Source organism: Brucella sp. NBRC 12953 (assembly GCF_040369775.1).
Classification (GTDB): Bacteria; Pseudomonadota; Alphaproteobacteria; order Rhizobiales; family Rhizobiaceae; genus Brucella; species Brucella pseudogrignonensis.
This window is the reverse complement of the sequence record NZ_BAABSV010000002.1, coordinates 82,755-109,133: the sequence shown is the minus strand read 5'-3', so window position 1 is coordinate 109,133 and position 26,379 is coordinate 82,755. Positions and strand designations below refer to the sequence as shown.

The window sequence follows — 26,379 nt, the reverse complement described above, 5'->3', positions numbered from 1 at the left end:
AAAACCCCGGAGCGGAAACGCTGCCGGGGTTTAAATTTATTGGACGCTGGTAAAGGAGATTAGCGCGCGCGACGACGTTCCGCCGTCGGCTGGAAAGCCAGCTTCGAATGATAGCTGCAATATGGGCTGGATTCACCGGATTCACTGCCGCAGAAGTGGAAATCTTCATTGAGCGGATCGCCAATCGGCCACTTGCAGGTGCGCTCGCTGAGCTGCAGAAGCGTCAGCTTACGGGAGATTGGAACAACAACGTCTGACGCTGGGCGTACGACGCGTTCTGTTACGGCATCTGCAACGTACTCCATCTGAAGCGCGGTTGCGCCGACGGTCTGCGTGACAGTTGCTGTGCGAATGGTTGTGGTCGCCTGTGGGCGGCTTGCACCATTGCTATGGGTGGTTGCTGCAGGACGCGGGGTCGCTGCAACGGTATTTACTTTTTTACTGCGTGGGGCTGCGGTCGTGGTCTTGCCACGACCCGAAAGCTTCAGGCGGTGCACTTTGCCGATCACTGCATTGCGGCTGACGCCGCCAAGCTGCGCTGCGATCTGGCTTGCACTCAAGCCTTCGTTCCATAATTTCTTTAGCAGTTCGACGCGCTCATCTGTCCAGTTCATCGCCCTGGGCTCCAATCAGTTTTCGTTATCCGGAATCCACCAGCGTCCCCGGATTGCTCCAGGCACAAACACTATATCTATCCGGGTGACTAGGTCCGCCGTACGAAATGTAGTTTTTTACTTTAAATAGAAACTACAATACCGAACGACTCCATGACAAGGGATAGCCTTGCCAGGCGGATTCCATTTTTATGGTTTTCCCCAACTTGGGTGCTAAAGACGGTTTTTCTGAGTCAGCTACGCGTATTTCGCGGGTGCATTTCAGAGGGATTTCCCGTCGGGGAAGACATCTGGCGTCTATATATCGACCCGATCGGCAAAATGCCACCCCTGCAACTGCATAGGTGCCATCTTAATCCCGCTCTTTATAATGTGAGCTTCCCGCATGAACTCATGCATAAAGATGCATGATTATCCGGGTGGGCTTTGATTGACATTTTTTTTGCGAGCGCCAATATACGCGCGGGATTAAATATTGCCGCCCTGAGGGCGGTTTTTTATTTCCGCCGGGAGGACCATGCAAAGACATGTGATCCCCGAACCCGCCAGTGAACGATTGCGTTCATGTGCGGGACATCAACACAATGGGAAACGCTGCCTGACCGGCCCTAGCCGGAGGCGCTGCATTTAAAAGGCTAATGGAGGCCTGACTGCAATGACCGACGTTACGACTGTGCAACCGCTCTACGACACTTACAATCGTGCGGCTCTGCGCTTCGAGCGAGGTGAGGGCATCTGGCTTATTACCGAAGGCGGCGACCGTTATCTCGATTTCGCAGCTGGCATCGCGGTTAACTCGCTGGGCCACTCCCATCCGCATCTGGTTAATACGCTTAAAGAGCAGGCTGACAAGCTCTGGCACCTGTCGAACCTCTATGAAGTTCCTGGTCAGGAAAAGCTTGGCAAGCGTCTCGTAGATGCGACTTTTGCAGACAAAGTATTCTTCACCAATTCCGGTGCTGAAGCGCTGGAATGCGCGATTAAGACCGCACGCCGCTATCATTATGTAAACGGCAATCCTGAGCGCTTCCGCGTCATCACCTTTGAAGGCGCGTTCCACGGCCGTACACTGGCAACGATCGCTGCTGGCGGTCAGGCTAAGTATCTCGAAGGTTTCGGCCCGAAGGTCGAGGGCTTCGATCAGGTTCCATTCGGCGATGAAGCAGCGCTGCGTGCCGCAATCACCGAAGAAACTGCAGCAATTCTGCTTGAGCCTGTGCAGGGCGAGGGCGGTCTCCGCGGCTTCCCTGAAGAATTCATGCGTCTTCTGCGCAAGATCTGCGACGACAAGGGTCTTCTTCTGATCCTCGATGAAGTACAGACCGGCGTTGGCCGTACCGGCAAGCTTTTCGCCCATGAGTGGTCGGGTATCACGCCAGACATCATGGCAGTTGCAAAGGGTATCGGCGGTGGCTTCCCAATGGGCGCTTGCCTTGCAACAGCAGAAGCTGCCAAGGGAATGGTGGCAGGCGTTCACGGCACGACCTACGGCGGCAATCCGCTTGCTATGGCTGTCGGCAATGCCGTGCTTGATGTCGTGCTGGCTGATGGATTCCTTGAAAACGTGCAGGAAACCGCGCTGACCATGAAGCAGGGCCTTGCCTCGATCATCGATCGTTTTCCGAACGTCATTTCGGAAGTACGCGGTCGCGGCCTGTTGATGGGCATCAAGTGCGTGGTTCCTAACGTGAACCTTATTCAGGCTCTGCGTGATGAGCATCTGCTCAGCGTTGGCGCTGGCGACAATGTCGTTCGTATCCTGCCTCCGCTGGTGACGACGCCTGAAGAGGCCCGTGAAGCACTGGCACGCATTGAAGCGGCCGTTGAACGGCTTTCCGTCGCAAATCCGATCAGCAAGACGGCATAAAATCATGGCGAACAACGGTATCAAGCACTTCATCGATTTATCGACGGTTCCATCATCGGAACTGCGTGTCATCATGGAAGACGCCAAGGCCCGCAAAGCACGTCTGAAGGCTGGCGAGATCGAAAAGCCTTTCGCTGGCAAGGTTCTGGCGATGATTTTCGAGAAACCGTCCACCCGTACCCGCGTATCGTTTGACGTCGGTATGCGTCAGCTCGGCGGTGAGACGATCATGCTCACGGGGTCGGAGATGCAGCTCGGTCGCAGCGAAACGATTGCGGACACCGCCAAGGTGCTTTCGCGCTATGTTGACGCGATCATGATCCGCACGACATCGCATGATCGTATGCTGGAATTGGCTGAATACGCGACTGTTCCAGTGATTAATGCACTGACCGACGACACACACCCTTGTCAGATCATGGCTGACGTTCTTACATATGAGGAACATCGCGGCTCGATCAAAGGCAAGACCTTTGCCTGGATGGGGGACGGTAACAACGTCCTGCATTCGCTTGTGGAAGCTGCGGCGCGTTTTGATTTCAACGTCAATATCGCAACGCCGGAAGGCAGCGAGCCGAAGCAGCAATATATCGATTGGGCAAAGGCAAACGGCGCGAAAATCCTGTCCACAGTAGACCCGGACAAGGCAGTGAACGGTGCAGATTGCATCGTCACAGACACCTGGGTTTCGATGGGGCAGGAAGATCACGCTCGCGGCCATAATGTTTTCATGCCCTATCAGGTGAATGCGCATCTGATGGCTAAAGCTGACCCGAAGGCGCTTTTCATGCACTGCCTGCCCGCACATCGCGGCGAGGAAGTGACCGACGAAGTGATCGACGGCCCGCAATCGGTCGTATTCGATGAAGCTGAAAACAGGCTCCACGCCCAGAAGGCCATTCTGGCATGGTGCCTGCAAGGAGCATAATTTGGCTGACAAGACCAGCATTGAGCATAACGAAGAAGAAGTCGTTCAGATCGACCTGAATAACTTCGACTTCGCGGGCGATGACGCCGTTGTGCCCTTCCAGGTGGAAGGGCTCGACGTGCGCGGTCGCGCCGTTCAGTTGGGTGCAAGCATTGACGCTATTCTCAAGCGTCATAACTATCCGGAAACAGTTGCACGCCTGCTGGCAGAAGCGACTGTGCTCACGGTTCTGCTTGGCACGTCTCTGAAATTCGAAGGCAAGTTCATCTTCCAGACCCAGTCCGACGGACCTGTCGATATGCTGGTCGTGGATTTCCGTACACCGCGTTCGGTGCGTGCTTACGCGCGTTTTGATGCCGAGCGCGTCGCGGAAGCGGTGAGCGCAGGCAAGACACGTCCGGAAGAACTGCTTGGCCGTGGCACGCTTGCTTTTACGGTTGACCAGGGTTCCCACACGCAGCGCTATCAGGGCATTGTGGCTCTTGATGGATCGACGCTGGAAGAGATCGCACGCACCTACTTCCGCCAGTCGGAGCAGATTGCAACCGATATGAAGCTAAGCGTTGCAAAGCTCGTTGAGCGCGGCAGCGACGGCAAACTGGTCGAACGTTGGCGCGCCGGTGGCTTGATGATCCAGTTCCTGCCGGAATCCGAAATTCGGTCACGCATGCCGGACCTTCCGGGTGGCGATGGCGACGAAAACACAGTTGTTCTCGACCTTGAAGACGACGGCTGGGATGAAGCGCGCTCGCTGGTTGGCACGATTGAAAGCTCGGAACTGACCGACCCGCAGGTTGGCTCGGAACGTCTGCTTTATCGTCTGTTCCATGAGCGTGGCGTTCGCATCTATGAGGCGATCCGGGTTGTCGATGATTGCGCCTGTTCGCGCGAAAAGATCGAAGGTGTCTTTTCAAACTTCTCGGCTGAAGAAATTCACGATAGCGTCGAGGATGGCAAGATTTCGGTTACGTGCGAATTCTGCTCCAAAACCTATGAGTTTGATCCTGCACAGTTTGCGAAATAAATAAGCGCATCCCGAAAAAGCGCGACGCGGTTTTCGGGATATGTGACGAATGAAAAAGGCGCTTCAAGAGAAGCGCCTTTTTTAATTCAGCGTGCGGCGGGCTTCTGGAATATCCAGCGAGAAAGCCGGAATATCGACTTCAAAGGCATTCCCGTCGGAAGCCTGCATTTGATATCGCCCAACCATGACACCGGATGTCGTGCTCAAGGGGCAGCCTGAAGAGTATTGATAAGAGTCGCCGGGATTAAGCGTCGGCTGTTCGCCGATAACGCCTGCGCCCTGTACTTCTTCAATATGGCCATTGCCGTCTGTGATCTGCCAGTAACGCGAGCGCAACTGTACAGTCTGAGATGAATTGTTGGCGATTGTGATCCGGTAGCCCCAGACATAGCGGTTGTCTTCTGGCTCGGACTGGTCTTCGAGATAAAACGGTTCAGCCGTTACTTCGATACCCCGCGTTACCGCTTTGTACATACGCACCCGCCTTTGAATCGCATCAAGTCTACTTGTCTCACCTATCGCTAAAGTTGCGCGGGAGGTCAACGAGTTGATGCCGACAAATGCAGCGCAATTGCCGAAATGTTCCGGCAATTGCGTCGTTTATGCATCGTTTTGCGGTCGAAAGCTGCAAAATTAGTCGATTTTTGTTATCGAGTGGCAGCTAGCGCTTCCAGCACATCCTCAACCAGATCATCCTGATCTTCGAGACCGACGGAGATACGCAACATACCGTCAGAAATACCGAGTTCCGCGCGGGCTTCGTCCGTGAGGCTCTGATGCGTAGTTGTGGCGGGATGAGTGATGATGCTCTTTGCATCGCCCAGATTGTTGGAAATGCTGAAGACCTGCAGCGCATTTTCAAACTTGAACGCAGCTTCCTTGCCGCCTTCGAGTTCCAGCGCAATCAGCGTCGAGCCGCCAGTCATCTGCTTGGCGATGATATCGGCTTGTGGGTGGTCAGCGCGGCCGGGATAAATGACCTGTTTCACACCTGCCTGACCGGCAAGCGCATCGGCAACGGCTGCAGCCGACTGTGTCTGCTGACGCACGCGAACACCGAGCGTTTCGAGGCCTTTGAGCATGATCCATGCATTAAATGGGCTCATACCCGGACCGGTATGACGGAAGTAAGGCTGGAGAACTTCTTCAGTCCACTCCTGATCGGAAAGAATGATCCCGCCAAGACAACGGCCCTGACCATCAATATGCTTGGTGGTCGAATAGACGACGATATGCGCGCCGAGTTCCAGTGGCTTCTGGTAAAGCGGCGTTGCAAACACGTTGTCGACGATCAGCTTTGCGCCGATTTCGTTGGCAATGTCTGCGACAGCAGCAATGTCGATCACTTCGAGCGTCGGGTTCGACGGGCTTTCGAGCAACATCACTTTGGTGTTCGGACGAACAGCTGCTTTCCAGTTTTCAATCTTTGAGCCGTCGATGATCGAAAACTCAACGCCATAGCGCGGCAGCAGCGTTTCAATAATGTAACGCGACGACCCAAAGACGGCGCGTGCGCAGATGACGTGTTCTCCAGCCTGTACCTGACAGAGAATGGAGGCGGCGACCGCCGCCATACCGGAGGTGAAGGCGCGCGCATCTTCGGCACCTTCAAGCGCACACATGCGCTTTTCAAACATGTCTGTGGTTGGGTTGGCATAACGCGAATAGATGAACCCCGGGTCTTCGCCTGTGAATCGCGCTTCAGCGGCTTCTGCCGTCGGGTAAAGAAAGCCCTGCGTCAGATAGAGGGCTTCGGACAACTCTGCAAAGCCCGAACGCAGCGATCCTGCATGAACGAGCTGAGTTGCCGGGCGTAACTTACGGGTAGTCTTATTCGTCATTTTTTTCCAACCTGTCGAAAGCTGGTCGGCCGGGGCCTGGAAATGCCTCGGCGCCCAATAAAAAACCGGCCTCGCGAACACGCAAAAGGCCGGTAACGAACCGCGGCCTTATTTTAGCGAATTCTTTAACGTGGCTGCAAGCCGGCCGGCCAAATCACCACGGAACACTTTTTCCTTATGCCTCTTGGGCAGGGTCGTCAATGCTTGGAAGGTCAGTTTTCAGGAAAAGAGCTGCCGGTGAAAGGTGCTTGGCCTCTGATTCCTGCGGAAAACCCCGAAACCAAGGGCTTTGAGGGTTGGCATCGGTGCTTAGAGCGGTCAATGGTCTTAGACCAATTTTAAGTAATTCACGGAGTTCAGTGGTATGACACAGAGGGAAGCAGGAATTCTGGCAGATGCGGATATTGCCGCGCTGTTTGAAAGCGGTTTGCTCAAATCTGCGCGTCCATTGGATGCCGATCAGATTCAGCCTGCAAGTCTTGACCTGCGATTGGGTGTGAAAGCCTATCGTGTGCGCGCATCCTTCATGCCCGGTCCGGGAACGCCGGTTATCGACAAGCTGGAACGTCTCAAGCTTCACGAGATCGATTTGACCGCAGGCGCGGTGCTTGAAACCGGCTGCGTCTATATCGTGCCATTGCTTGAAAGCTTGTCGCTTTCGCCGGAATTGTCTGCTTCCGCTAACCCGAAAAGCTCGACGGGCCGCCTTGATATTTTCACCCGCGTTATCGCCGATGGTGCGCAGGAGTTCGACAAGGTGCCTGCTGGCTATAATGGCCCGCTTTATCTCGAAGTCAGCCCACGTACTTTCCCGATTGTTGCACGCACTGGCTCGCGCCTGTCGCAAATCCGTTTCCGTCAGGGACGTGCCCAGCTCACTGAAGCAGAACTTGCAACATTGCATCAGAACGAAACGTTGGTGGCTGCAGAACAGCCAAATATCTCTGGCGGCGGCATCGCGCTGTCAGTTGATCTGTCGGGTGATAAAGACAAGCTGATCGGCTATCGCGGAAAGCATCACACAGCTGTTGTCGATGTCGATAAGCGAGCTGCCAATGACGTTCTCGACTTCTGGGAGCCGATCTATGATCGTGGGTCGCGTGAACTGGTGCTCGACCCGGATGAATTCTATATCCTCGTTTCGCGCGAAGCGGTGCATGTGCCGCCGCTTTTCGCAGCGGAAATGACGCCTTTCGACCCGCTGGTCGGTGAATTCCGTGTGCATTATGCAGGCTTCTTTGATCCGGGCTTCGGTCACACCGCTGCTGGTGGAACGGGAAGCCGTGCGGTTCTGGAAGTGCGCAGTCATGAAGTCCCGTTCATTCTCGAACATGGCCAGATTGTCGGCCGTCTTGTTTATGAGCATATGTTGAATCGCCCGAAAGCGCTCTATGGCCTCGATCTGGGATCGAACTATCAGGCGCAGCAACTTAAGCTCTCCAAGCATTTCAGGTGATTGCGTTCTTCCTGATCCCGTTCGTATAAAGTGGGATGTGGTGGAGGACTGCTTAGGTGAGAAATGGGAAGGATGAGGTTCGGGAAATCATAACGGATGTGCCATCGCGCCGTCTGTCCGTGGGCATCGTTGCGTTGCCCGGTTTTACGCTGACGGCCCTCAGCCTGTTTCTCGACCCATTTCGCCTTGCAGCCGATGATCGTGATAAAAGCCGCCAGATCCGGTGTGCCTGGAAAATCTGCACATTGTCGGGCGATCCGGTCACATCCAGTTCCGGTATGGTGATTGAACCGACAGCACCCATCGGTGAGCTGGATGAGTGCGATTATGTGGCAGTTGTCGGCGGTTTGCTTGCGCAGTACCGCCCGCGTCAACAGGCTTTGATTGACCTTATCAAACGTGCCAATAAGCGTGGCAAGACCGTTGTGGGCCTTTGCACAGCAGCCTTTCTGCTGGCTGAGGGCGGCTTGCTTGATGACCGAAACTGTTGTGTCAGCTGGTTCCATCGTGATGATTTTCTCGATCTTTTCGATGGCCATACCGCTGATACGACAAGCCTTTTTCATCGCAGCGGACGGCACTATACCTGTGCGGGTGGCCTGGGCGCGGCATCGCTTTCACTTTCGATCATCCAGAATGAAATCTCCGAGGAGTTGGCACGTAAAAGCGCGTCGATCCTTATGATCCCCTATGAGCTCGTGCGCTCGGAACAGCCGGCGTTGAGTTTTAATGGTGTGCGTTCACCGATGATCCGTAAGGCGATCCGCATTTTTGAGGAAACGCTGGAAGAGCCAGTTCCGATGATCGATGTTGCGCGCAAGCTGGGCATATCGGTGCGTCAGATGGAGCGCGGTTTTCGCATGGCGGTGGGGCGCACGGCTTTTGAGGTGCGTGAAGAATTGCGCGTTAAAAAGGCGCGGGAGCTGCTGTCTGAAACCGGGCTATCGTTGCTGGAAGTGGCAGTCGCCAGCGGCTTTACGGATACGCGTAGCATGAACCGCTCGTTTGTGCGCCAGAAGCAGAAGCCGCCACGCGATTATCGCAAAGAACGCTGAATTTATGAGCTTACTTGCGAATCCTGCGCCGACGACCTATTTTCCGCGGCGAAACTGCCAGGTTGGCAGGCGACCAAATACTGGAGATTTGCATGTCTGATGGTGTAAACCGTTTTCTTGGCGATACGCCTGCACGCGTGCTGATCAAGCTTGTGCTGATCTCGCTGGTGGTTGGCGTGGTGATGAGCGCGTTCCATTGGACGCCTTACGATATCCTCTATGGCATCCGTGATTTCGTTCTGCGTCTTTGGAACATGGGCTTCTCTGCCATTGCAGGTTTTGCCGATTATCTCATCCTCGGTGCAGCCGTCGTCATTCCTGCCTTTATTTTGCTCCGTATCCTGAGCTACCGGAAATAATCAGAGCATTTCCTGCGAAAGTGCGAAGCGGTTTTGCGTAGGATAATGCGTAGTAAAAAGCCTTTCGGAAGCGGGAAATGCAAGACAACGACACTTTTAACCTTACCCGGCGTGGGTTTCTGATCCTCGCCGGTGGCGCTCTGGCTTTTGCGGCTTTGCCCGCGGGTTTTGCAGACGCTGCGGCAGACGTTGACCCGACAGAGCTCTTCAATCAGATCCGCAAGTCCAACGGTCTGCCGCTTATGGCAACCAACGGCAAGCTTGAGCAGGCAGCGCTTTATCAGGCACGTCGTATGGCGAGCCATGGCAAGATCGGCCACTCGGTCGGCTGGGGCAATGGGTTTGTTTCGCGGCTCAAACAGGCTGGTATTCGCGGTCCAGCTGCAGAAAATGTCGCGTCTGGTCAGCCCAATACGCAGGCCGTTTTCGATGCCTGGATGAAATCACCAGGGCATCGCAAGAATATGCTTGATCCGACCTTCGAGCATTATGGCCTTGCATGGGCGACGCCTGAAAACAATCCGCGTCGCCTCTACTGGGCGATGATGCTCGGCCTCTGAATATTGTTGAACGCGCTCCTGACATAAGGCTGCCAGGGCTGCGACAATTCGGTGGCCGAATTCACTGTCGTTTTGAATGATTCCAGAATAGAGCTTACCGATATTGCGACCGATATTCGAGGAAAGCCAGGGATCAGATGCTGCACGATCAGAGCATTGTTTCCAGACCATTTGAAGTGACCCATCGCATGGTGATGATGATCGCCGTGCCGATGACACTCGCCGCCGTTACCACGCCCTTGCTGGGGTTGGTGGATATGGGTGTCGTCGGTCAAATGGGGCAGGCCGAATTGATCGGTGGCCTCGCTATCGGCGCACTGGTTTTCGATTTTCTGCTGACCATGTTCAGCTTTCTGCGCTCCGGCACAACCGGGCTCGTCGCACAGGCGGTGGGAGCAGGCGACAAGGCGGAAGAACAGGCCATATTCTGGCGGGCTATCATTATAGCGATTGCTGCTGGCTTGCTGATGATCCTGAGCCTGCCGCTCGTGCTGACTGTTGCGTCTGATTTCATTCACCCGACACCTGCCACTCAGGAAGCGATGGTGACTTATGTGTCAATCCGGATGCTTTCGGCACCGGTGGCGCTTATTAATTATTCCGTACTGGGTCTGCTGCTCGGACGGGGGCAGGGTATTCTGGGGCTCAGCCTTCAGGTGCTAATTAACGGTATCAATATTATTCTCTGCATTGTGCTCGGGCTGGAACTTGGCTGGGGTGTGGCGGGTGTTGCATGGGCCACGGTGACGGGCGAAACTGTTGCGGCAATCGTTGGCCTCACGCTTGTTGCGCGCCACTTCAATCGCACGACAGGACGCAGGCCTGATTGGGCGCGCATCTTTCAGAAAGAAGGTCTTGTGCGGATGGTCGCGCTTAACCGCGACATCATGATCCGCTCCATTCTGCTTTTAACAGCCTTTGCATTCTTCACCCGCGCGGGCTCAGAGCTCGGTCCGGTGACGCTGGCGGCAAACGCGGTTTTGATGAATTTCTTCCTCGTCTGCGGTTTCTTTCTCGATGGTATGGCCGCAGCGGTCGAGCAGATCGTAGGCCGCTCGGTCGGGGCGCGCTATAGCCCGGCATTTGTTCGCGGTGCGAAACTCACCTTCGTTTGGGGGCTGGTCATGGCCAGTTTGATTGCATTCACTTTGCTGGTTTTTGGTGATGCGATTATCGACCTTCTGTCGAAGGCTTCCGATGTGCGCGATGAGGCGATCAAATATCTGCCATGGGCGGCATTAACCGGGCTCACCGGCCTGCTCGCATTCCATATGGACGGCGTTTACATCGGCGCAACATGGTCGCGCGATATGCGCAACATGATGTTCTTCTCGCTGATATTCTTTTTGGCTGTGCTTTATGCAGTAAAGCCCGTGATGGGAAATCACGGGCTTTGGCTGGCAATCAATCTGTTCCTATCGATCCGCGGCATCACGCTTCTGGCGTTGCTGCCGCGCAGATACAGAACAGAGTTTTTTAAAGCATGACCCCGAAAAGTGGGAACCAGTTTTCGGGGTCATGTTCAGGAGAAGTTTAGTCAGGCAGACGGCGCGCGGCCCACTCCTTCGTGTCGCGGTCGCGCAGATCAGAAATGCTTGCCACGCCTTCTGTTTTGACGGCGTCTGAAAGTCCGCGCACGATTTCGGATGCGAGACCGGGACCACGATAGATCATGCCGGTGTAAAGCTGGATGAGATCAGCACCCGCCTTGATTTTCGCAAGGGCGGTTTCAGCACTATCAATACCACCGACACCGATCAGCGGCATGTCAGCGCCGACGCGCTCGCGCATACGTGCCAGAATGATCGTCGAACGCTCAAATAGCGGTGCGCCCGAAAGGCCACCTGTTTCTTCGCGGTTCTCTGTGCTGTTCAGACCATTGCGCGATAGTGTTGTGTTGGAAACGATAATACCGTCGAGCTTCTGCTCAAGCGCTTCTGCCGCAATATCATCAAGCTCTTCGTCTGCAAGATCAGGCGCGATCTTGAGGAAAACCGGACGCTTCAGCGTACACATCTGGCCTTCTTCATCGCGGGCAGCAAGCACACGCGAGAGCAGCTCGCGCAGCGCATCGCGGGATTGCAAATTGCGCAGGCCCGGCGTGTTGGGCGAAGAGATGTTCACGGTGAAATACCGCGCCAGCTGATAGAACTTGCGAATACCGGCTACATAATCGCCGATACGGTCTTCAGCATCCTTGTTGGCACCGATATTGACGCCGACAATACCGCTCTTTCCAGCGCGCTGCGAAAGGCGCTTGAACGCTGCATCGTGGCCTTCATTGTTGAAGCCAAGACGATTGATCACAGCACGATCATCCACCAGACGGAAAATACGCGGGCGCGGATTACCACTCTGCGGACGTGGCGTGATGGTGCCGACTTCGGTAAATCCAAAGCCGATCTTCAAGAGTGCATCAGGGACTTCGGCATTCTTGTCATAACCGGCTGCCATGCCCACGGGATTTGGAAACTGTAGACCTGCAATCTTAACCGAAAGTGCCGGGTCATGTGGACGGCTGCAGGTGACAATGCCAGTTTTCAGCCCTGCGATGGACAGACCATGCGCTTGCTCGGCGTCGAACGTAAACAATGCACGTCGCCCAAAAAGTTCAAAAAGCCCGCTCATTTGTCCTCAAGCTCCGGGAAGATGTGGAGACCATCTTTGTCGAGCAGCAATGGCTCGACCTTAACCACTGCCGATAGTGGCAGCATTGCATAAAGATGCGGAAACAGCGCCCCGCCGCGCGAGGTTTCAAATTTCAGCGCATCGCCCAAGGCGGCTGTATCTACGCTTACCAGCAGCAGATCCGTTTGCCCGGCAAAATGTTTGGCGGCTGTTTCGCGCACCTGTTCACTGGTGGAGAAATGGATATAGCCATCGGCAATATCAACGGGTGCCCCGGTAAAATTGCCAGCCTCTTCTGCCTGCGCCCAGAGATCGCGCGGGGCGATCTTGTAGATGGTCGTTTTGGTCATGGCGGCTCTCTAGCCCGAATTTATCAGAAAATCAAAGCATGACTTGTTCGTTTTTCGCGCATAGCTCCCATATGATGGGGGTAGGCTCAAGCGCATCCCGAAAAGTGCAAAGCAGTTTTTGGATAAAATGCGCGAAGAAATAGAGTGCATCCCGAAAAGTGTGAAGCGGCTTTCGGACGGGATGCGTTTAAACAGGCTATTAGGGAGACAGAACCATGTCTGGCAAAAACATGCCGTTGTTTCGCACACTCGCCACGGTTTCACTTCTTGGGACCGGCTTTATTGCCAGCAGTGCTTATGCGCAGGAAAATGGCCGCTATCGCCTTGAAGGCACGGAAACCGGCTATGTGCGGCTCGATACGCGAACGGGTGCGCTTTCAGTCTGCAATGAGCATCAGGGACAGCTTGTCTGCAAGATGGCAACCGAAGACCGCGAGGCTTATGAGAACGACATTTCCGATCTGCAGGACCGCGTGAAAAGGCTTGAGGATAAGCTTGCAGCAGTTCAGTCGGGTGCTGCATCTGCTATGCCGTCAAAGCTGCCGTCCGATGCAGAGTTCGAACAGTCGCTTGGTTATATGGAACGCTTCATGCGCCGCTTCATGGATGTCGCAAAGAGTTTTGACAGTGAGCCTGAGAAGCCAGCGAATGGTGCACAACAGTAGGCCTGTCGTTATTTAGTATTGCTTGCGTGTTTTGCCTGAAAATGCTTGCCTTCCCTAGTCTACTTTACCAATAAAGGGGGGTGGCAGGGGAGGAAAGTCCGGCAATGCAGGGCTGGGGAATTATAGGCGTCGCATTTCTGTATCTGTTGATGCTGTTTGCTGTGGCAAGCATCGGCGACAGACGTGCTGCGCGCTGGAGCAGTGCCCCGCGTCCCTATATTTACGCACTCAGTCTTGCCGTTTACTGCACGTCGTGGACCTTCTTCGGCTCGGTCGGTTTATCAGCCCAGCGCGGGCTTGAGTTCTTAGGCATTTATATCGGGCCTATTCTGGTCTTCACGCTTGGCAATCGTCTGCTGCGTCATATTGTGCGGCTTGCTAAGGCCGAACATATCACTTCCATCGCCGATTTTCTGGCAGCGCGCTATGGCAAGAGCTTTGGTGTGGCGTCGCTGGCAACCTGTATCGCAGCGGTAGGGTCCATTCCTTATATCGCGCTACAGCTCAAAGCTGTTTCCGGCAGTGTCGGTCTGGTGATGGAGCATTACGGCTCAGCCTTTGATCCTTCGTCCTTTGTGTTTGGCGATATTTCGCTGCCCGTGGCAGCGGTTCTGGCGGTCTTTGCGATCCTGTTCGGTACACGCCACACGGATGCGACCGAGCACCAGAATGGGCTTATTCTGGCGGTTGCGCTCGAATCACTGATCAAACTCTCCGCCTTCCTTGCTGTGGGATTGGCCTGCACTTTCTTCGTGTTTGGGTCGCCTGGCGAACTGATAGAAAAGATCTCGCAATCGCCCGCAGCGCTTGATGCATTTCACTACGAAACATCCATCGGCACATGGATTGTGCATACGATGTTGAGTGCTGCGGCCATCATTATGCTGCCGCGCCAGTTTCATGTGACGGTTGTGGAAAGCCGCAGCGAAAAAGAACTGCGCACGGCGTCGTGGCTGTTTCCGCTCTATTTGATCCTGATTAATATCTTCGTTTTCCCGATTGCGCTGATTGGCGTCATGACGCTTGGAAATACGGTGAGCGGCGATCTTTATGTACTGGCTTTACCACTTTCAGCCGGCGCACACTGGCTGGCATTGATTGCGTTTTTAGGTGGGCTTTCGGCTGCGACCGCAATGGTGATTGTTGCCTGCGTGGCGCTCTCGATCATGATCTCCAACCACCTTGTTCTGCCGCTGATCATCCGCAGATTGGCCGTGCGCCATCCGACAGAGCAGCGTGATCTGACGATGATCATTCTCAATACCCGGCGGCTGACGATTATCGGTATTCTGGCACTGGCCTTCGCCTATTACCGCATGGCGTCGAACAATATTCATCTCGCATCCATTGGCCTCATATCCTTTGCGGCCATTGCGCAATTCGTGCCGTCTTTTATTGGCGGCCTGTTCTGGCGCAATGCCAATGGACGCGGAGCGATGCTGGGCCTTTCGGCGGGCTTTCTGATCTGGGCCTACACTCTGTTGTTGCCGACGGTTGCGCCTGAAAATGCTGCCATTTTGCGGGATGGATTTCTGGGGTTCACGGCTCTACGCCCAGAAGCGCTGTTTGGCACTGACATGCTACCGCTCACCAATGGCGTGGTCTGGAGCCTAGCCGCTAATACGTTGTTCTATCTTCTTGGCTCGCTGTCGCGTGCCTCGACGCCGCTTGAACGTATTCAGGCCAGTATTTTCCTGCCACGCTATTTTATCGGCACCCCCACGCTCAAGCGTTTCCGCACAACCGTTACCGTTGCCGAACTCAAAGCAACCATGGCCCGTTATCTCGGTGCCGAACGTGTAGAGCGCGCTTTCCTGCGTTTTGAAGGGCGTGAGCAGCGCAGGCTTGATCCGGGCATGACAGTTGACACGCCGCTCATCCGCTACGCAGAACAATTGCTTGGCACGGCCGTCGGCTCTTCGTCGGCACGTCTGGTTCTGTCCTTGCTGCTCAAGCGCAATGACGCATCAGCACGCGATGCGCGGCAGTTGCTGGATGATGCTTCCGTTGCCCTGCAACAAAACCGCGATCTTTTGCAGATCGCTCTCGACCAGATGGACCAGGGTATCACGGTTCTCGATAAGGACTTGCGGCTAACCTGCTGGAACCGTCAGTTTCGCAGGCTGTTCGATCTGCCTGATGAAGTGATGCAGGTGGGCATACCGGTATCCGAGATTGTGGAGCATCTGGCGCGTAGCGGCGATCTCGCAGCCAATGCACAGAACGCCGCCATTCGTTCGCTGGCGACATTGCGCAAACCGTGGCGTCTGACGCTGAAATCGACGGGTAAGGTGTTGGAAATCAATTCCAATCCGATGCCAGATGGCGGTCTCGTGGCGACCTATACCGATATTACTGATGAGGTCGAGGCGGATATCAGCCGTCAGCGGGCCGCGGAAGTGCTGGAGCAGCGCGTTGCTGACCGTACGGCAGAACTAACCCATGTGAACCAGAAACTTGCCAAAGCGCAGAGCGTCGCCGAAGAAGCCAATCTGGGTAAGACGCGCTTTCTTGCTGCGGCTGGTCACGACATTTTGCAACCGCTCAATGCAGCACGGCTTTACAGCACCGCACTGGCCGAAAAACTCGGTCGTGCAGAAACAAGCCAGCTCGCCCGAAACATCGATTCTTCACTTGAATCAGTGGAAGCCATTCTCGGAATGGTCCTCGATATATCGCGACTTGATACGGGTGCGCTGAAGCCTGAAGTTTCGGCCTTCCGGCTCGACCGGCTTTTGAGCCAGATCGCCACTGATTTCACGCCGATGGCACGCAAAAAAGGGCTGAAACTGCGCGTGGTTCCATCGAGTATCGTGGTCAAGACTGATCGCAACATGCTGCGTCGTCTTATCCAGAACCTCGTTTCCAATGCTATCAAATACAGCCGTAAAGGCGGCATTCTCTTAGGCGTCCGTCGTCGCGGCAATGTTGTGGAATTGCAGGTGCTTGATACAGGTATCGGTATCCCGAAGCCGAAGCTTAAACTCGTTTTCCGCGAATTCACGCGCCTCGATGAAGGAATGCGCGAGGCAGAAGGACTGGGGCTTGGTCTTTCGATCGTCGATCGTATCGCACGGATGCTCGAACTACCGCTGACGGTTTCATCGGACCCGGGCAAGGGTAGCGTTTTCACGCTCTGTCTTCCGATCAGCGATGAAGCGGTGCCGGTTGAGGAAATCGCCAGCCGCAAGGGCGTGAAACGTGCCTCCAGTCTGACAGGGCTTGACGTGCTCTGCATCGACAACGACGCTAATATTCTGGCCGGAATGGAAACCCTGCTCAATGGCTGGGGCTGCAATGTGACAACGCTGCGCGGGGGTGCTGGGCTGAAAGTGTTCTGTGTGGAGCGTGAAGTGGCGCCGGATATTATCGTGGCTGACTATCATCTCGATAATGAGAACGGGCTGGATATGATCGGTTTCACGCGCGAGAGTTTCGGGCATGAGATTCCGGCTATTCTGCTGACGGCTGATCGTTCCAAGGAAGTTCGCAAACGAGCCGACGACGAGAACGTGACGGTGTTAAACAAGCCGCTGCGTCCCGCAGCCCTGCGCTCGCTTTTATCAAGCGCATTGCATCAGCGCCAATCAGCAGCGGAATGAATTATCAGAGTGGCTCTGAGCTCAACGCATCATTACCGATGCGCGACAGCAGAATGACCGCCTGTGTGCGGCTGTCAACGCCAAGCTTCTGCAAAACAGCGGAGACATGCGCCTTGACGGTGGCTTCCGAAACATTCAGCTCATAGGCGATCTGCTTGTTGAGCAATCCCTCGGCGAGCATGGTGAGAACACGCGTTTGCTGCGGTGTAAGCGTTCTGATCTTGTTGATCAGCGCTTCGATTTCCGGATCATGTGCCTGATCAAGATCGATGTCCGATGGTGTCCAGATGTCGCCGGCAAGAACCGCATGTACGGCTTCACCAATGGCTTCCATACTGGCCGATTTGGATATGAAACCCGATGCCCCGAGTTCGACTGCGTGGCGGATTGTTGCGGCATCGTCGGTTGCTGAAACAATGATGATCGGCAGAGCAGGCTGAAGCGCTTTAAGCGTGACCAGACCGGAAAGGCCCGTGCCTCCGGGCATCGTAAGATCCAGCAGCAGCAGATCAATATCGTCGCGTTCTACGACCAGTTTCTTCGCGGCATCGAAATCGCCGACTTCGATGATTTCAGCCTCTTCAGGCAAACTGGACAGAACCTGCCGCAACGCGCCTCTGAAAAGCGGATGGTCGTCAGCGATGATAAACTGCATAAGCCTCGCACGCCATTTTCTATGTCCTCCCCGAGCGATGCATTATTACATGCAACTCTTTTGTTTTATGCCGATTTTCAATCCGGGCAACCAAAAATAGCGGTATTTGGCTTGAACATATGTCGCATTGCCGCCTTCTGGCCGCATTATGTGCTAATTTCACATATGAACGAGAGCAACCCGGCAAAGATGGGGACGGCTCTAACGGGAACGAAAAGGCACTTTATGACGCGCAATACGCTTTATCCTGAAATCCAGCCCTTCAAGGAAGAGATGCTGCAGGTTTCGCCTCTGCACCGCATCCATGTCGAGCAATGCGGCAATCCTGATGGCAAACCCGTTATCATGATTCATGGCGGTCCCGGCGGCGGCATCACGCCTGCCATGCGTCGTCTGCACGATCCCGAGAAATATCGTATCATCCTTTTCGATCAGCGCGGTTGCGGACGCTCCACGCCTCATGCTGAACTGCGTGAGAATACCACCTGGGATCTCGTGGCCGATATGGAGCATATCCGCGCTCATCTCGGTCTAGATAAATGGCAGGTATTCGGCGGCTCCTGGGGCTCGACACTGGGTCTGGCCTATGCCGAAACTCATCCTGAGCATGTCTCGGAAATCATTCTGCGCGGCATTTTCATGGTGCGCCGGTTTGAAGTCGATTGGATGTACTCCAATGGTGCAAGCATCATCTTCCCGGATCACTTTGAGGCCTATCAGGAGCATATTCCGGAAGATGAACGCGGTGATATGATCGCAGCTTACTACAAGCGTCTGACGGATCGAGATCCGCAGGTGCAGCTTGCTGCGGCTCGTCTGTGGGCGCGTTGGGAAGGATCGGTGTTGTCGATCCAGCCTGATCCAGCGCGTGTCGAAGCCTTCGGCGAAGACCTCTACGCGGTCGCTTTCGCCCGGATCGAATGTCACTATTTCCAGAACCGTGGCTTCCTCGAAAGCGATGACCAGCTTCTTCGGAATGTTGAGCGTATCCGACAGATTCCGGGCGTCATCGTTCATGGACGGTATGATATCTGCACGCCATTCATTAATGCATGGCAACTCAAGAAGATGTGGCCCGAAGCCGATCTGAAGATCGTTGAAGACAGTGGGCATTCCGTTACTGAACCGGGCATCACCCACGAATTGATTGAAGCAACAAAACGCTTTGCAGCATAAGATCAAAAATAAGGGGCGCATTTTCTGCGCCTCTTTCTTTAGCTAGTTTAAAAAAAGACGCCTCTAATTGGTGCTTTTTGAAAGTTCATCTTTTCTTTGAATATTTTCGCCTACAATCTAGCGAGCGAACAATTGTGATCGTGGCTGATCGCAGGAGTTCATCGTAGTGATTTATCTGGCGAAGCTTACCCGCAGCAAAGACGGCCCCGGTTAAGCTCGTGTTTGAGAGGGATACTGGCTAATGTTGAAAGAATTCAGAGAATTTGCTCTCAAGGGCAACATGGTCGATCTGGCCATCGGTGTTATCATCGGCGGGGCATTTGGTGGTCTCGTTAACTCCATCGTCAATGACATCATCATGCCGGTCATTGGCTTGATCACCGGTGGTATCGACTTCTCCAACATGTTCATCCAGCTTGCTGGCGATCCAAAGTCCACGCTCGCTGCTGCTCGTGAAGCTGGCGCGACCATTGCTTATGGTAACTTCGTTACCCTGCTCATCAACTTCCTGATCGTTGCCTGGGTTCTCTTCATCGTGGTCAAGGCGATGAACCGCCTCAAGAAGAAGGAAGAAGCCAAGCCGGAAGCTGCAGCAGAGCTGCCACGCGATGAAGTTCTGCTGGCCGAAATCCGCGATCTTCTGGCAAAGCAGAGCAAAGCCTGATTGCTTTCAGAATATTTTAACAAGAGCGGAGCCTTCGGGCTCCGTTTCTCGTTTGATCCATCAATAAGGCTGATCGGATCATCACAAAATACCACATGATTTCATGTGTGCTCCTTGCTAATCAGGTGCAAGCACAACCGGATTTTATGTGGGAACAAATGACGCTTATCGCCAAACTTCGACCTGAAGCAGCCCAGTCACCCGAAAGCGGCATTGTTGCCGTTGCCAATCATGGCCGGGGTAAGCCGGGACTAATTCCGCTGTGGGTTGGAGAGGGCGATCTGCCCACTCCTGATTTCATCCGTGAGGCGGCCCAGAAGGGTATCGCAGATGGTGAAACCTTCTATACGTGGCAGGCTGGCATTCCTGAACTCCGTGAAGCGCTTGCCCGTTATCACGCGCGTCATTTCCCGCAATCCTTCAATCCTGAAAACTTCTATGTCACCGGTTCAGGAATGCACGCCATTGAAATGGCGCTGAAGGCAACCACTGGTGCGGGTGAAGAAGCAATCTATCTTTCACCTGCCTGGCCTAACTTTGTGGGTGCGGCAGGGCTTGCAGGGGCAGTTCCTGTGCCGGTCGAGCTCGAATTCGGCGCCAATGGCTGGGTTCTCGATCCTGAGAAGATTGCTGCTGCGATTACACCACACACCCGCGCCATGTTCATCAATACGCCGTCCAATCCGACTGGCTGGACTGCCGATATTGAGACGCTGCGCTTCATCCTCAATCTGGCCCGTGAGAAGGGCATCTGGATCATTGCCGATGAGATTTACACCCATTTCTATTATGGCGGTGGGCGTGCGCCATCCTTCATGGATATCATGGAGCCGGATGACCGTATCATCTTCGTCAATTCCTTCTCAAAGAACTGGGCGATGACAGGCTGGCGCGTGGGTTGGATGACGGTACATCCGTCCATCGGCCCTGTTGTTGAGAACATGATTCAGTATTCCAATTCCGGTGTGGCGCAGTTCATGCAGCGCGGTGCGGTTGCGGCGCTCGACCATGGCGATGACTTCATCGCCATGCAGGTGGAGCGTGCGCGTTCAACGCGGGACCGTCTCTGCGCGACATTGCAGGAAACTGGCAGGGTGCGTTTGGCGCCGCCACAGGGTGCTTTCTATCTGTTCTTCGGCGTCGAAGGTGTGACGAATTCGGTTCAGGCTGCAATCGATATGGTCGATAATGCAAATGTCGGTCTTGCACCGGGCAGCGCATTTGGTCTGGGCGGTGAGGGCTTCTTCCGTCTTTGCTTCTGTCGCGATCCGCAACAGGTTGATGAATCGGCAGCGAGGCTGGTGCAGTGGATCAATCAGAGATAAGCGGTTAGCTCCGGATAGGGCATTATCGCGCAAATCGACCCTACTGCCACTATCTGGCAGCAGGGTAATGCGATACATCTCAGATTATGTCCCGATCAGAACGTCTTTTTGAACTCTTGCAGGCATTGCGCCGTCACCGTCGGCCGGTTAGTGGCAAAACGCTTGCCGCGGAAACCGGTGTCAGTATCCGCACGCTGTATCGCGATATTGCAAGTTTGCAGGCACAAGGGGCAGTGATTGAGGGCGAACCGGGTATTGGTTATGTACTCAAACCCGGCTTTCTGTTGCCTCCATTGATGTTTCGTCCCGAAGAGATCGATGCGCTGGTACTGGGTGCGCGGTGGGTGGCGGAGCGAACCGACCACAAGCTTCAGGGTGCTGCAAAAGGCGCACTTGCACGCATAAGCGCTGTCTTGCCCGATGAATTGCGGGCAACGCTTGATACCTCAACGCTCCTTGTCGGTCCGAGTGCAAAGCTGCCGACCGATGGCATCGATACTGCAATTCTTCGCGAAGCGATCAGGGCTGAACGCAAAGTACTGCTCGATTATCAGGACGGCAATGGCCAAGTGACAAAGCGCGTAATCTGGCCGTTTGCACTTTCATTTTTTGATGATGCGCGCGTGCTCGTTGCGTGGTGCGAATTGCGTGAAGGCTTCCGGCACTTTCGCACGGACAGAATTGCTGCGGTTGACGTTGTGGAACAGCGTTATCCGAAACGCCGTCAGATTCTGTTGCGTGAGTGGCGTGAGACACAAGGAATTAAACCACGCGAATTATGATGCTGCCAAAAACTGGCAGTGTGTTGCTGTAGATCGAGGATGTCACAATTTTACAGAGGACATTTTGATGATCGACAAGAACAGTATCCTGCTTTTCGTCACCGACACAGACGCAAGCATTCGCTTTTATACAAAGCTGCTCGGGCAGGAGCCGGTAGCAGCCAGCCCGACATTTGGTATGTTCATTTTGCCTTCTGGTCTTGGCCTGGGCCTCTGGAAAAAAACTGGCGTTGAACCGGCACCAACCGCCGCAGGCGGGGCGGTGGATCTTGGCTTCCGCGTGAATGAACCGGGAATGGTCGATTCAATGTATGTTGATTGGAAGGCGAAGGGGGCTTTCATCCTCATGCTGCCGACCGACCTTGATTTTGGACGCAGTTTCGTTGCTGCCGATCCGGATGGGCATCGCCTTCGGGTCTACACAGTCGATGATGAATAGCAAAAAGGCCGGTGAAAACCGGCCTTTTTTGATGCTTTATTGCTGAACTTATCAGCCGCCCGCTTTGGAAACCATCAGCGGAATGATGCGGTCTGAATTCGCAGCTTTCGGTGCGTCCGGTTCCGCAAATGGAATGCCGAGCGTGTTCCAGACTTCCAACAATGCATCCTTGAGACCATCAATCAGCAGGTCGTCATGCAATGGTGACGGAGTGATGCGCAGGCGTTCGGTGCCGCGTGGCACAGTCGGATAGTTGATTGGCTGAATATAGATGCCATGCACGTCGAGAAGACGGTCGCTGGCTTTCTTGCAAAGTTCCGGATCGCCAACCAGAATTGGTACGATGTGTGTTTCCGAAGACATGACGGGGAACCCGGCGGCCGACAGAACGTCCTTGGCGCGCTGCGCCTGACGCTGCTGGCCATCGCGTTCGACCTGCGAAACCTTCAAGTGACGGATCGCAGCGGTCGCGGAAGCAGCAACCGCTGGCGGAAGCGACGTTGTGAAGATGAAGCCCGGCGCATAAGAGCGCACGGCATCGATGATTGCGCGAGAACCGGTGATATAGCCACCCAGCGCACCAAATGCCTTGGCAAGCGTGCCTTCGATAATGTCGATGCGATCGGCAAGGCCGTCACGTTCGGTGATTCCACCACCACGGGAGCCATACATGCCAACTGCATGGACCTCATCGATATAGGTCATGGCGTTATATTTGTCGGCGAGGTCTGCAATCTTTTCGATAGGCGCAATGTCGCCATCCATCGAATAAACGGATTCAAACACGATCAGCTTGGCGTGGGAATGGTCCGCAGCTTTCAGAAGCTGTTCGAGGTGCTCGACGTCGTTATGGCGGAAAATCTTCTTTTCTGCACCGGAGCGACGCACGCCTTCGATCATTGAAGCGTGGTTCAATTCGTCAGAAAGGATCAGGCAATTTGGAAGCAGCCGTGCAATTGTCGAGATCGATGCTTCGTTGGAAACGAAACCTGATGTGAAGACGAGACCGGCTTCCTTGCCATGCAGATCGGCAAGTTCTGCTTCCAGCTCTACGAGCGGATGGTTGTTACCCGAAATATTGCGGGTTCCACCTGCGCCGGAGCCTGTATTGTTGGCTGTATCGCACATTGCCTTAATGACATCAGGATGGTGCCCCATGCCAAGATAGTCGTTCGAGCACCAAACGGTGATCTCACGGGCGGTGCCATTGTTACGCCAGGTAGCTCGGGGGAAGCGGCCCACAATGCGTTCAAGATCAGCAAACACGCGGTAACGCTTCTCGGCGTGCAACTGGTCGATCGCTTCTTCAAAAAACCGGCGATAGTCCATTATACGCTCCTTGTTACTGCTCTAGTACCGCTTTTGCTCGATTGCGTCCATGCCGCAATGACGGGCAATTTGCCACGCTTTCGTGAAGCTGCATTGATCAAAATCAAACAAATAGCCGGTTTTCAGTATCTGAACAAAAAAGGCGAACTATCTGGTCATCAGGCGGTAGATGAATTTTGGTGCCAAATCTCGGCGGCGTACATAGACCCGCGGCATACCGAATGGATCGTCGGATGCTCGTGCGCGGGCACGGACAGTCGTTGTTGCAGTTTCATATCCGGCTTCGCGGCACATCTCGCGATGCACGGCATGATTCCCGCCATAGGGATAAGCGAAGTTAGTCACTTCTGATCCAAGCATGTCCTCGAGCATGGTCTTAGATAGGGCGATCTGCTGGCGGGCTTCGTCTTCCGGTATCTGTTCAAGATTGACGTGATCGATTGTATGCGCGCCGACTTCGTGGCCGAGTGCTGCCCATTCACGCATCTGCGCGACCGACATGCAGGGCGTCAAAGGCACACCCATGGCCTGATCCCAGACATTACTGCCACCAACCTGATTGGCGACAAAGTAATTGGTTGCCGTGAAGCCAAAATCGGCAAGAACCGGCAGCGCATTCTCATAATTATTGAGAAACCCGTCATCGAAGGTGATGACTGCGACTTTGCCGGTCTTCTCGCCTTTAATATAAGGCATGGCATCGCGCAGTGAGAGGCCTTGATAGCCGAGCCTCTTCAGCCAGGCCATCTGGTTTCGAAACTTGTCCGGATGCACCCAAAGCCCGCGAAAAGGGATCTTCTTATGCGGAAGAGGGGCGATCTGATGATAGAGAAGAATCGGAACAGCCATTTGTTTCACTTCGTTCTTGCAGAAAAGCGACGCACACGCATCCGGTAGATTGGGCGCAGGATCTCACGCGCAAGCTTATCTGAGAAGGACTTCTTGTGCTGGATGGTCGTCCCGCCAAGCTGTGCGGAGATTTCCTTGACCCCGCCTGGAATAACTGCAAGCGGCTGCAGGCCCGTCACCCAGCGCATTTGTACGGTGGTGTCGACAGGTCGGTCGAACTGTTCTGTCGCTGCAAGTAATTTCTGAGCCGTGTCGAAACTCACAAGCTGCGCCACCATACCAAGCCCGATTGGATTGGGAATAATGATGCGTATCTGGTCGTTGCGAAACACTTCGCGACCATGTTCGCGATCATCGCGGAAAGTGAAGCGTACGAAGCTACCTGGCTCAAAATGATTGGTGACGGCATGGAAGGCGGCGTTAAAAACGTCTGTCAGTTCGATGTCGTCTTCGATGATAAAACCGGCATCGAGTTTCTGATCAACAATGGCCTGCCAAGCTTTGCGATGCGACAGAAAGCACGCGATTTCATTCTTGCTCAATTCAAAGGGATAACGCGGCGCATGAAGTTTGCGGCGGTAAACGCGTTTGATTTCCGTGTCTGCGAGCGCGCGGCTGTCAACAGCGTCAATGACTTCCGTTTTGACAGGCAGTTCACGAATGAGTTTGTCGACTTGCGGTCCGCGATCGGTCGCGCGCGCCAAGTGGATGATAAAGGCCTTGATGTTCATGTAAAACCTGAGCGCGCAAAAAGTAAATTCAGCCGAAGCGGCGTTCTATATCTGCTATGCGCTTAATTTTCGCAAGTCACACTTACTAGCCTACTTTATGAAGATCTCCCGCAGCGATCTTTTCTTCGATCCACTTGCGCTCGGCTGCCCAGTCGTGCCGCTTCCAGCCTTCCCAGCTGAAGCCACAGATTTTGACGTCCCAATCGGGTAAAGAGTATTTACGCAGAACAAGCCAGATACCGAAGAAGCCAGTGCTGGGAAAGACTGTCTTCATGCGGTCAGCGCCAATGCCAAGCTCTTCACAAACAGCGAAATAATCCTGCGAAGGCATAATGCGGATCTTCTTTCCAGCACGACCGAAATAGTCAATTGCCTGATTGGTCCAGTCAGCGCGGCGGCCTTTTAGGCGTGAGAGAAAATTGGGGTGGTGGTGGAACCGCTTGATGATGCTCGGATGAAATGCAAACAGAACTTCTGGGGTATTTCGAACAATCTCAGAATTTATGAAAGTCGGATCTTTGATCCATTGTTCCATCTGCTTGCTCGATGTTGCAAGCATCAACATGTCGGTTTTTGTGCCGCTCATTCCGAGAGAGACGCGCGGTTCATTGAAACGAAGGACAAGATCGGCTGCGTCAATTTCAGAAGACAGATCACGGTCGAGAGGACCGTTCCCGACAATAAATATCGTTTTGTTCATACGTTGGGGAATCTTATTCTGTTAAGCCAGATAAACAGATTTAGTTAAAATCTGAAGATTACAAGTTTCGAACGCCCTCCTAACTCTATGGAGAGGTGTTTTGCCGATCACTTTTATCGCGGGCAGTAACGAACTGCGTTACTGCGGGTCGCTCATTGTGTCAGCGCTGACGTCATTGCAGCCATGCAGTTTATGCACTTCTCAAAACGATTAAAAAGACGGAAGCTTCATATTGGGAGGAAGGTAAAAAGCTCAGTACTTAGAGGGTGCTGAATATAAGGGGATACCACAATGAACCACCTCCGTACCCAGTTTTCCCGTTGGATGCAGTATCGCGAAAATCTGCGCGAGTTGAGCGGTTGCACTGACCGCGAGCTTTATGATCTCGGTCTGACGCGTGATGACATCCATCGCGTAGCCCGTGAAGCAGCTTTCGCCTGATTACTCAGGCGAAGCGTCTATCAGGCATCTTCAAACTTCACCCGGCTTTTTAAAGCGGATGTGAATGTCATCGCCTGCGAGATCAAAACCGGCATAGTTGCGCTGAAAGGCGATAAGGGCATCATTTACGCCCTTTGAATAATCGTCGTCATGCACTTCGACGTGATGCCGGTAAATGATGCGATCGTCTTTGTAGAATATAACCTGACCTTCCATGATGGCCTCCTGTTTAGCGCATCCCGAAAAGTGCGAAGCTGTATTCGGACAAGATGCGCGTAAGAAATAGGCGTGCAACCCTATGGGTGATGGGCGCGCGAACGCGTCCTGAACGTCGGTGTC

The 26,379-nt window shown here is 54.1% G+C and carries 27 protein-coding genes and 1 riboswitch; of the genes, 16 read left to right on the top strand and 11 right to left on the bottom strand.

The window, feature by feature from the left end:
- Positions 1-59: 59 nt before the first annotated feature.
- Positions 60-614: a GcrA family cell cycle regulator gene (locus ABWV94_RS04460; protein WP_007873500.1), complete on the bottom strand. Its 555-nt coding sequence runs from the start codon at positions 612-614 to the stop codon at positions 60-62.
- Positions 615-1,269: 655 nt separating this feature from the next.
- Between ABWV94_RS04460 and ABWV94_RS04455 the strand changes: the two genes are divergently transcribed.
- From ABWV94_RS04455 to ABWV94_RS04445, 3 genes are read left to right on the top strand one after another with little or no spacing between them, the layout of a single operon-like run.
- Positions 1,270-2,481, top strand: coding sequence for an aspartate aminotransferase family protein (locus ABWV94_RS04455; protein ID WP_064320155.1), 1,212 nt, complete (start codon positions 1,270-1,272; stop codon positions 2,479-2,481).
- Positions 2,482-2,485: 4 nt separating this feature from the next.
- Complete coding sequence (argF, locus tag ABWV94_RS04450; protein WP_007873502.1) at positions 2,486-3,409, top strand: ornithine carbamoyltransferase; 924 nt, start codon at positions 2,486-2,488, stop codon at positions 3,407-3,409.
- A 1-nt stretch (position 3,410) separates the two neighbouring features.
- Positions 3,411-4,433 (top strand): Hsp33 family molecular chaperone, encoded by a 1,023-nt coding sequence (locus ABWV94_RS04445; protein ID WP_113495996.1) that lies wholly within the window; start codon positions 3,411-3,413, stop codon positions 4,431-4,433.
- Positions 4,434-4,514: 81 nt separating this feature from the next.
- Here the strand turns inward: ABWV94_RS04445 and apaG are convergent, their stop codons facing one another.
- Together apaG and ABWV94_RS04435 are read right to left on the bottom strand one after the other, a co-directional pair.
- A complete protein-coding gene (apaG, locus tag ABWV94_RS04440) occupies positions 4,515-4,907 on the bottom strand; it encodes a Co2+/Mg2+ efflux facilitator ApaG/CorD (RefSeq protein ID WP_064320158.1) in 393 nt (130 codons plus the stop codon).
- A gap of 173 nt (positions 4,908-5,080) precedes the next feature.
- Entirely contained in the window at positions 5,081-6,274 is a 1,194-nt protein-coding gene (locus ABWV94_RS04435; RefSeq protein ID WP_113495995.1) for an O-succinylhomoserine sulfhydrylase, read from the bottom strand.
- A 90-nt stretch (positions 6,275-6,364) separates the two neighbouring features.
- Positions 6,365-6,445, bottom strand: a riboswitch (SAM riboswitch).
- A 193-nt stretch (positions 6,446-6,638) separates the two neighbouring features.
- Between ABWV94_RS04435 and ABWV94_RS04430 the strand changes: the two genes are divergently transcribed.
- The 5 genes from ABWV94_RS04430 (at position 6,639) to ABWV94_RS04410 (ending at position 11,191) form a co-directional block, all read left to right on the top strand.
- Positions 6,639-7,730 (top strand): 2'-deoxycytidine 5'-triphosphate deaminase, encoded by a 1,092-nt coding sequence (locus ABWV94_RS04430; RefSeq protein ID WP_353412707.1) that lies wholly within the window; start codon positions 6,639-6,641, stop codon positions 7,728-7,730.
- A 56-nt stretch (positions 7,731-7,786) separates the two neighbouring features.
- Positions 7,787-8,785, top strand: a complete 999-nt coding sequence (locus tag ABWV94_RS04425; protein ID WP_113495994.1) for a GlxA family transcriptional regulator — start codon at positions 7,787-7,789, stop codon at positions 8,783-8,785.
- Between the two features lie 92 nt (positions 8,786-8,877).
- The gene (locus ABWV94_RS04420; protein WP_007873508.1) at positions 8,878-9,144 is read left to right on the top strand and encodes a DUF6460 domain-containing protein; all 267 of its coding nucleotides are present in this window, start codon (positions 8,878-8,880) and stop codon (positions 9,142-9,144) included.
- 77 nt (positions 9,145-9,221) lie between these two features.
- Positions 9,222-9,704: a CAP domain-containing protein gene (locus tag ABWV94_RS04415; RefSeq protein WP_105518155.1), complete on the top strand. Its 483-nt coding sequence runs from the start codon at positions 9,222-9,224 to the stop codon at positions 9,702-9,704.
- A gap of 137 nt (positions 9,705-9,841) precedes the next feature.
- Positions 9,842-11,191 (top strand): MATE family efflux transporter, encoded by a 1,350-nt coding sequence (locus tag ABWV94_RS04410; RefSeq protein ID WP_113495993.1) that lies wholly within the window; start codon positions 9,842-9,844, stop codon positions 11,189-11,191.
- A gap of 46 nt (positions 11,192-11,237) precedes the next feature.
- On the opposite strand, the gene ABWV94_RS04405 is transcribed toward ABWV94_RS04410, so the two are convergent.
- Both ABWV94_RS04405 and ABWV94_RS04400 read right to left on the bottom strand, forming a co-directional pair.
- A complete protein-coding gene (locus ABWV94_RS04405) occupies positions 11,238-12,332 on the bottom strand; it encodes a quinone-dependent dihydroorotate dehydrogenase (RefSeq protein ID WP_113495992.1) in 1,095 nt (364 codons plus the stop codon).
- Positions 12,329-12,682 carry a DUF952 domain-containing protein gene (locus ABWV94_RS04400; protein WP_007873513.1) on the bottom strand — a complete coding sequence of 118 codons (354 nt, stop codon included), beginning with the start codon at positions 12,680-12,682 and terminating at the stop codon, positions 12,329-12,331. The genes ABWV94_RS04405 and ABWV94_RS04400 overlap by 4 nt, the downstream gene beginning before the upstream one ends.
- Before the next feature lie 215 nt (positions 12,683-12,897).
- Between ABWV94_RS04400 and ABWV94_RS04395 the strand changes: the two genes are divergently transcribed.
- Together ABWV94_RS04395 and ABWV94_RS04390 are read left to right on the top strand one after the other, a co-directional pair.
- Positions 12,898-13,347 carry a hypothetical protein gene (locus ABWV94_RS04395; protein ID WP_064320164.1) on the top strand — a complete coding sequence of 150 codons (450 nt, stop codon included), beginning with the start codon at positions 12,898-12,900 and terminating at the stop codon, positions 13,345-13,347.
- A 104-nt stretch (positions 13,348-13,451) separates the two neighbouring features.
- A complete protein-coding gene (locus tag ABWV94_RS04390; protein ID WP_113495991.1) occupies positions 13,452-16,949 on the top strand; it encodes a PAS domain-containing hybrid sensor histidine kinase/response regulator in 3,498 nt (1,165 codons plus the stop codon).
- Between the two features lie 4 nt (positions 16,950-16,953).
- On the opposite strand, the gene ABWV94_RS04385 is transcribed toward ABWV94_RS04390, so the two are convergent.
- Positions 16,954-17,604, bottom strand: coding sequence for a response regulator transcription factor (locus ABWV94_RS04385; RefSeq protein ID WP_079211491.1), 651 nt, complete (start codon positions 17,602-17,604; stop codon positions 16,954-16,956).
- 225 nt (positions 17,605-17,829) lie between these two features.
- On the opposite strand from ABWV94_RS04385, the gene pip reads away from it, so the two are divergent.
- From pip to ABWV94_RS04360, 5 genes are all read left to right on the top strand, one after another.
- Entirely contained in the window at positions 17,830-18,780 is a 951-nt protein-coding gene (pip, locus tag ABWV94_RS04380) for a prolyl aminopeptidase (protein ID WP_007873518.1), read from the top strand.
- A 241-nt stretch (positions 18,781-19,021) separates the two neighbouring features.
- Positions 19,022-19,444, top strand: a complete 423-nt coding sequence (gene mscL, locus ABWV94_RS04375) for a large conductance mechanosensitive channel protein MscL (protein ID WP_007873519.1) — start codon at positions 19,022-19,024, stop codon at positions 19,442-19,444.
- A 158-nt stretch (positions 19,445-19,602) separates the two neighbouring features.
- The gene (locus ABWV94_RS04370; RefSeq protein WP_113495990.1) at positions 19,603-20,769 is read left to right on the top strand and encodes a pyridoxal phosphate-dependent aminotransferase; all 1,167 of its coding nucleotides are present in this window, start codon (positions 19,603-19,605) and stop codon (positions 20,767-20,769) included.
- An 86-nt stretch (positions 20,770-20,855) separates the two neighbouring features.
- A complete protein-coding gene (locus tag ABWV94_RS04365; RefSeq protein ID WP_113158900.1) occupies positions 20,856-21,551 on the top strand; it encodes a helix-turn-helix transcriptional regulator in 696 nt (231 codons plus the stop codon).
- A gap of 67 nt (positions 21,552-21,618) precedes the next feature.
- A complete protein-coding gene (locus ABWV94_RS04360) occupies positions 21,619-21,990 on the top strand; it encodes a VOC family protein (RefSeq protein WP_113158901.1) in 372 nt (123 codons plus the stop codon).
- A gap of 51 nt (positions 21,991-22,041) precedes the next feature.
- Here the strand turns inward: ABWV94_RS04360 and hemA are convergent, their stop codons facing one another.
- From hemA to ABWV94_RS04340, 4 genes are all read right to left on the bottom strand, one after another.
- Entirely contained in the window at positions 22,042-23,319 is a 1,278-nt protein-coding gene (gene hemA, locus ABWV94_RS04355) for a 5-aminolevulinate synthase (protein WP_353412702.1), read from the bottom strand.
- A gap of 147 nt (positions 23,320-23,466) precedes the next feature.
- Positions 23,467-24,168, bottom strand: a complete 702-nt coding sequence (locus ABWV94_RS04350; protein ID WP_007873525.1) for a polysaccharide deacetylase family protein — start codon at positions 24,166-24,168, stop codon at positions 23,467-23,469.
- 5 nt (positions 24,169-24,173) lie between these two features.
- On the bottom strand, positions 24,174-24,899 hold the full coding sequence (locus ABWV94_RS04345; RefSeq protein WP_113495988.1) for a glycosyltransferase family 25 protein: 726 nt from the start codon (positions 24,897-24,899) through the stop codon (positions 24,174-24,176).
- Between the two features lie 85 nt (positions 24,900-24,984).
- Positions 24,985-25,599 (bottom strand): glycosyltransferase family 29 protein, encoded by a 615-nt coding sequence (locus tag ABWV94_RS04340; protein WP_079211497.1) that lies wholly within the window; start codon positions 25,597-25,599, stop codon positions 24,985-24,987.
- Between the two features lie 291 nt (positions 25,600-25,890).
- On the opposite strand from ABWV94_RS04340, the gene ABWV94_RS04335 reads away from it, so the two are divergent.
- The gene (locus ABWV94_RS04335) at positions 25,891-26,040 is read left to right on the top strand and encodes a DUF1127 domain-containing protein (protein ID WP_007873528.1); all 150 of its coding nucleotides are present in this window, start codon (positions 25,891-25,893) and stop codon (positions 26,038-26,040) included.
- A gap of 30 nt (positions 26,041-26,070) precedes the next feature.
- On the opposite strand, the gene ABWV94_RS04330 is transcribed toward ABWV94_RS04335, so the two are convergent.
- Positions 26,071-26,256, bottom strand: coding sequence for a hypothetical protein (locus ABWV94_RS04330; RefSeq protein ID WP_007873529.1), 186 nt, complete (start codon positions 26,254-26,256; stop codon positions 26,071-26,073).
- Positions 26,257-26,379: the final 123 nt, after the last annotated feature.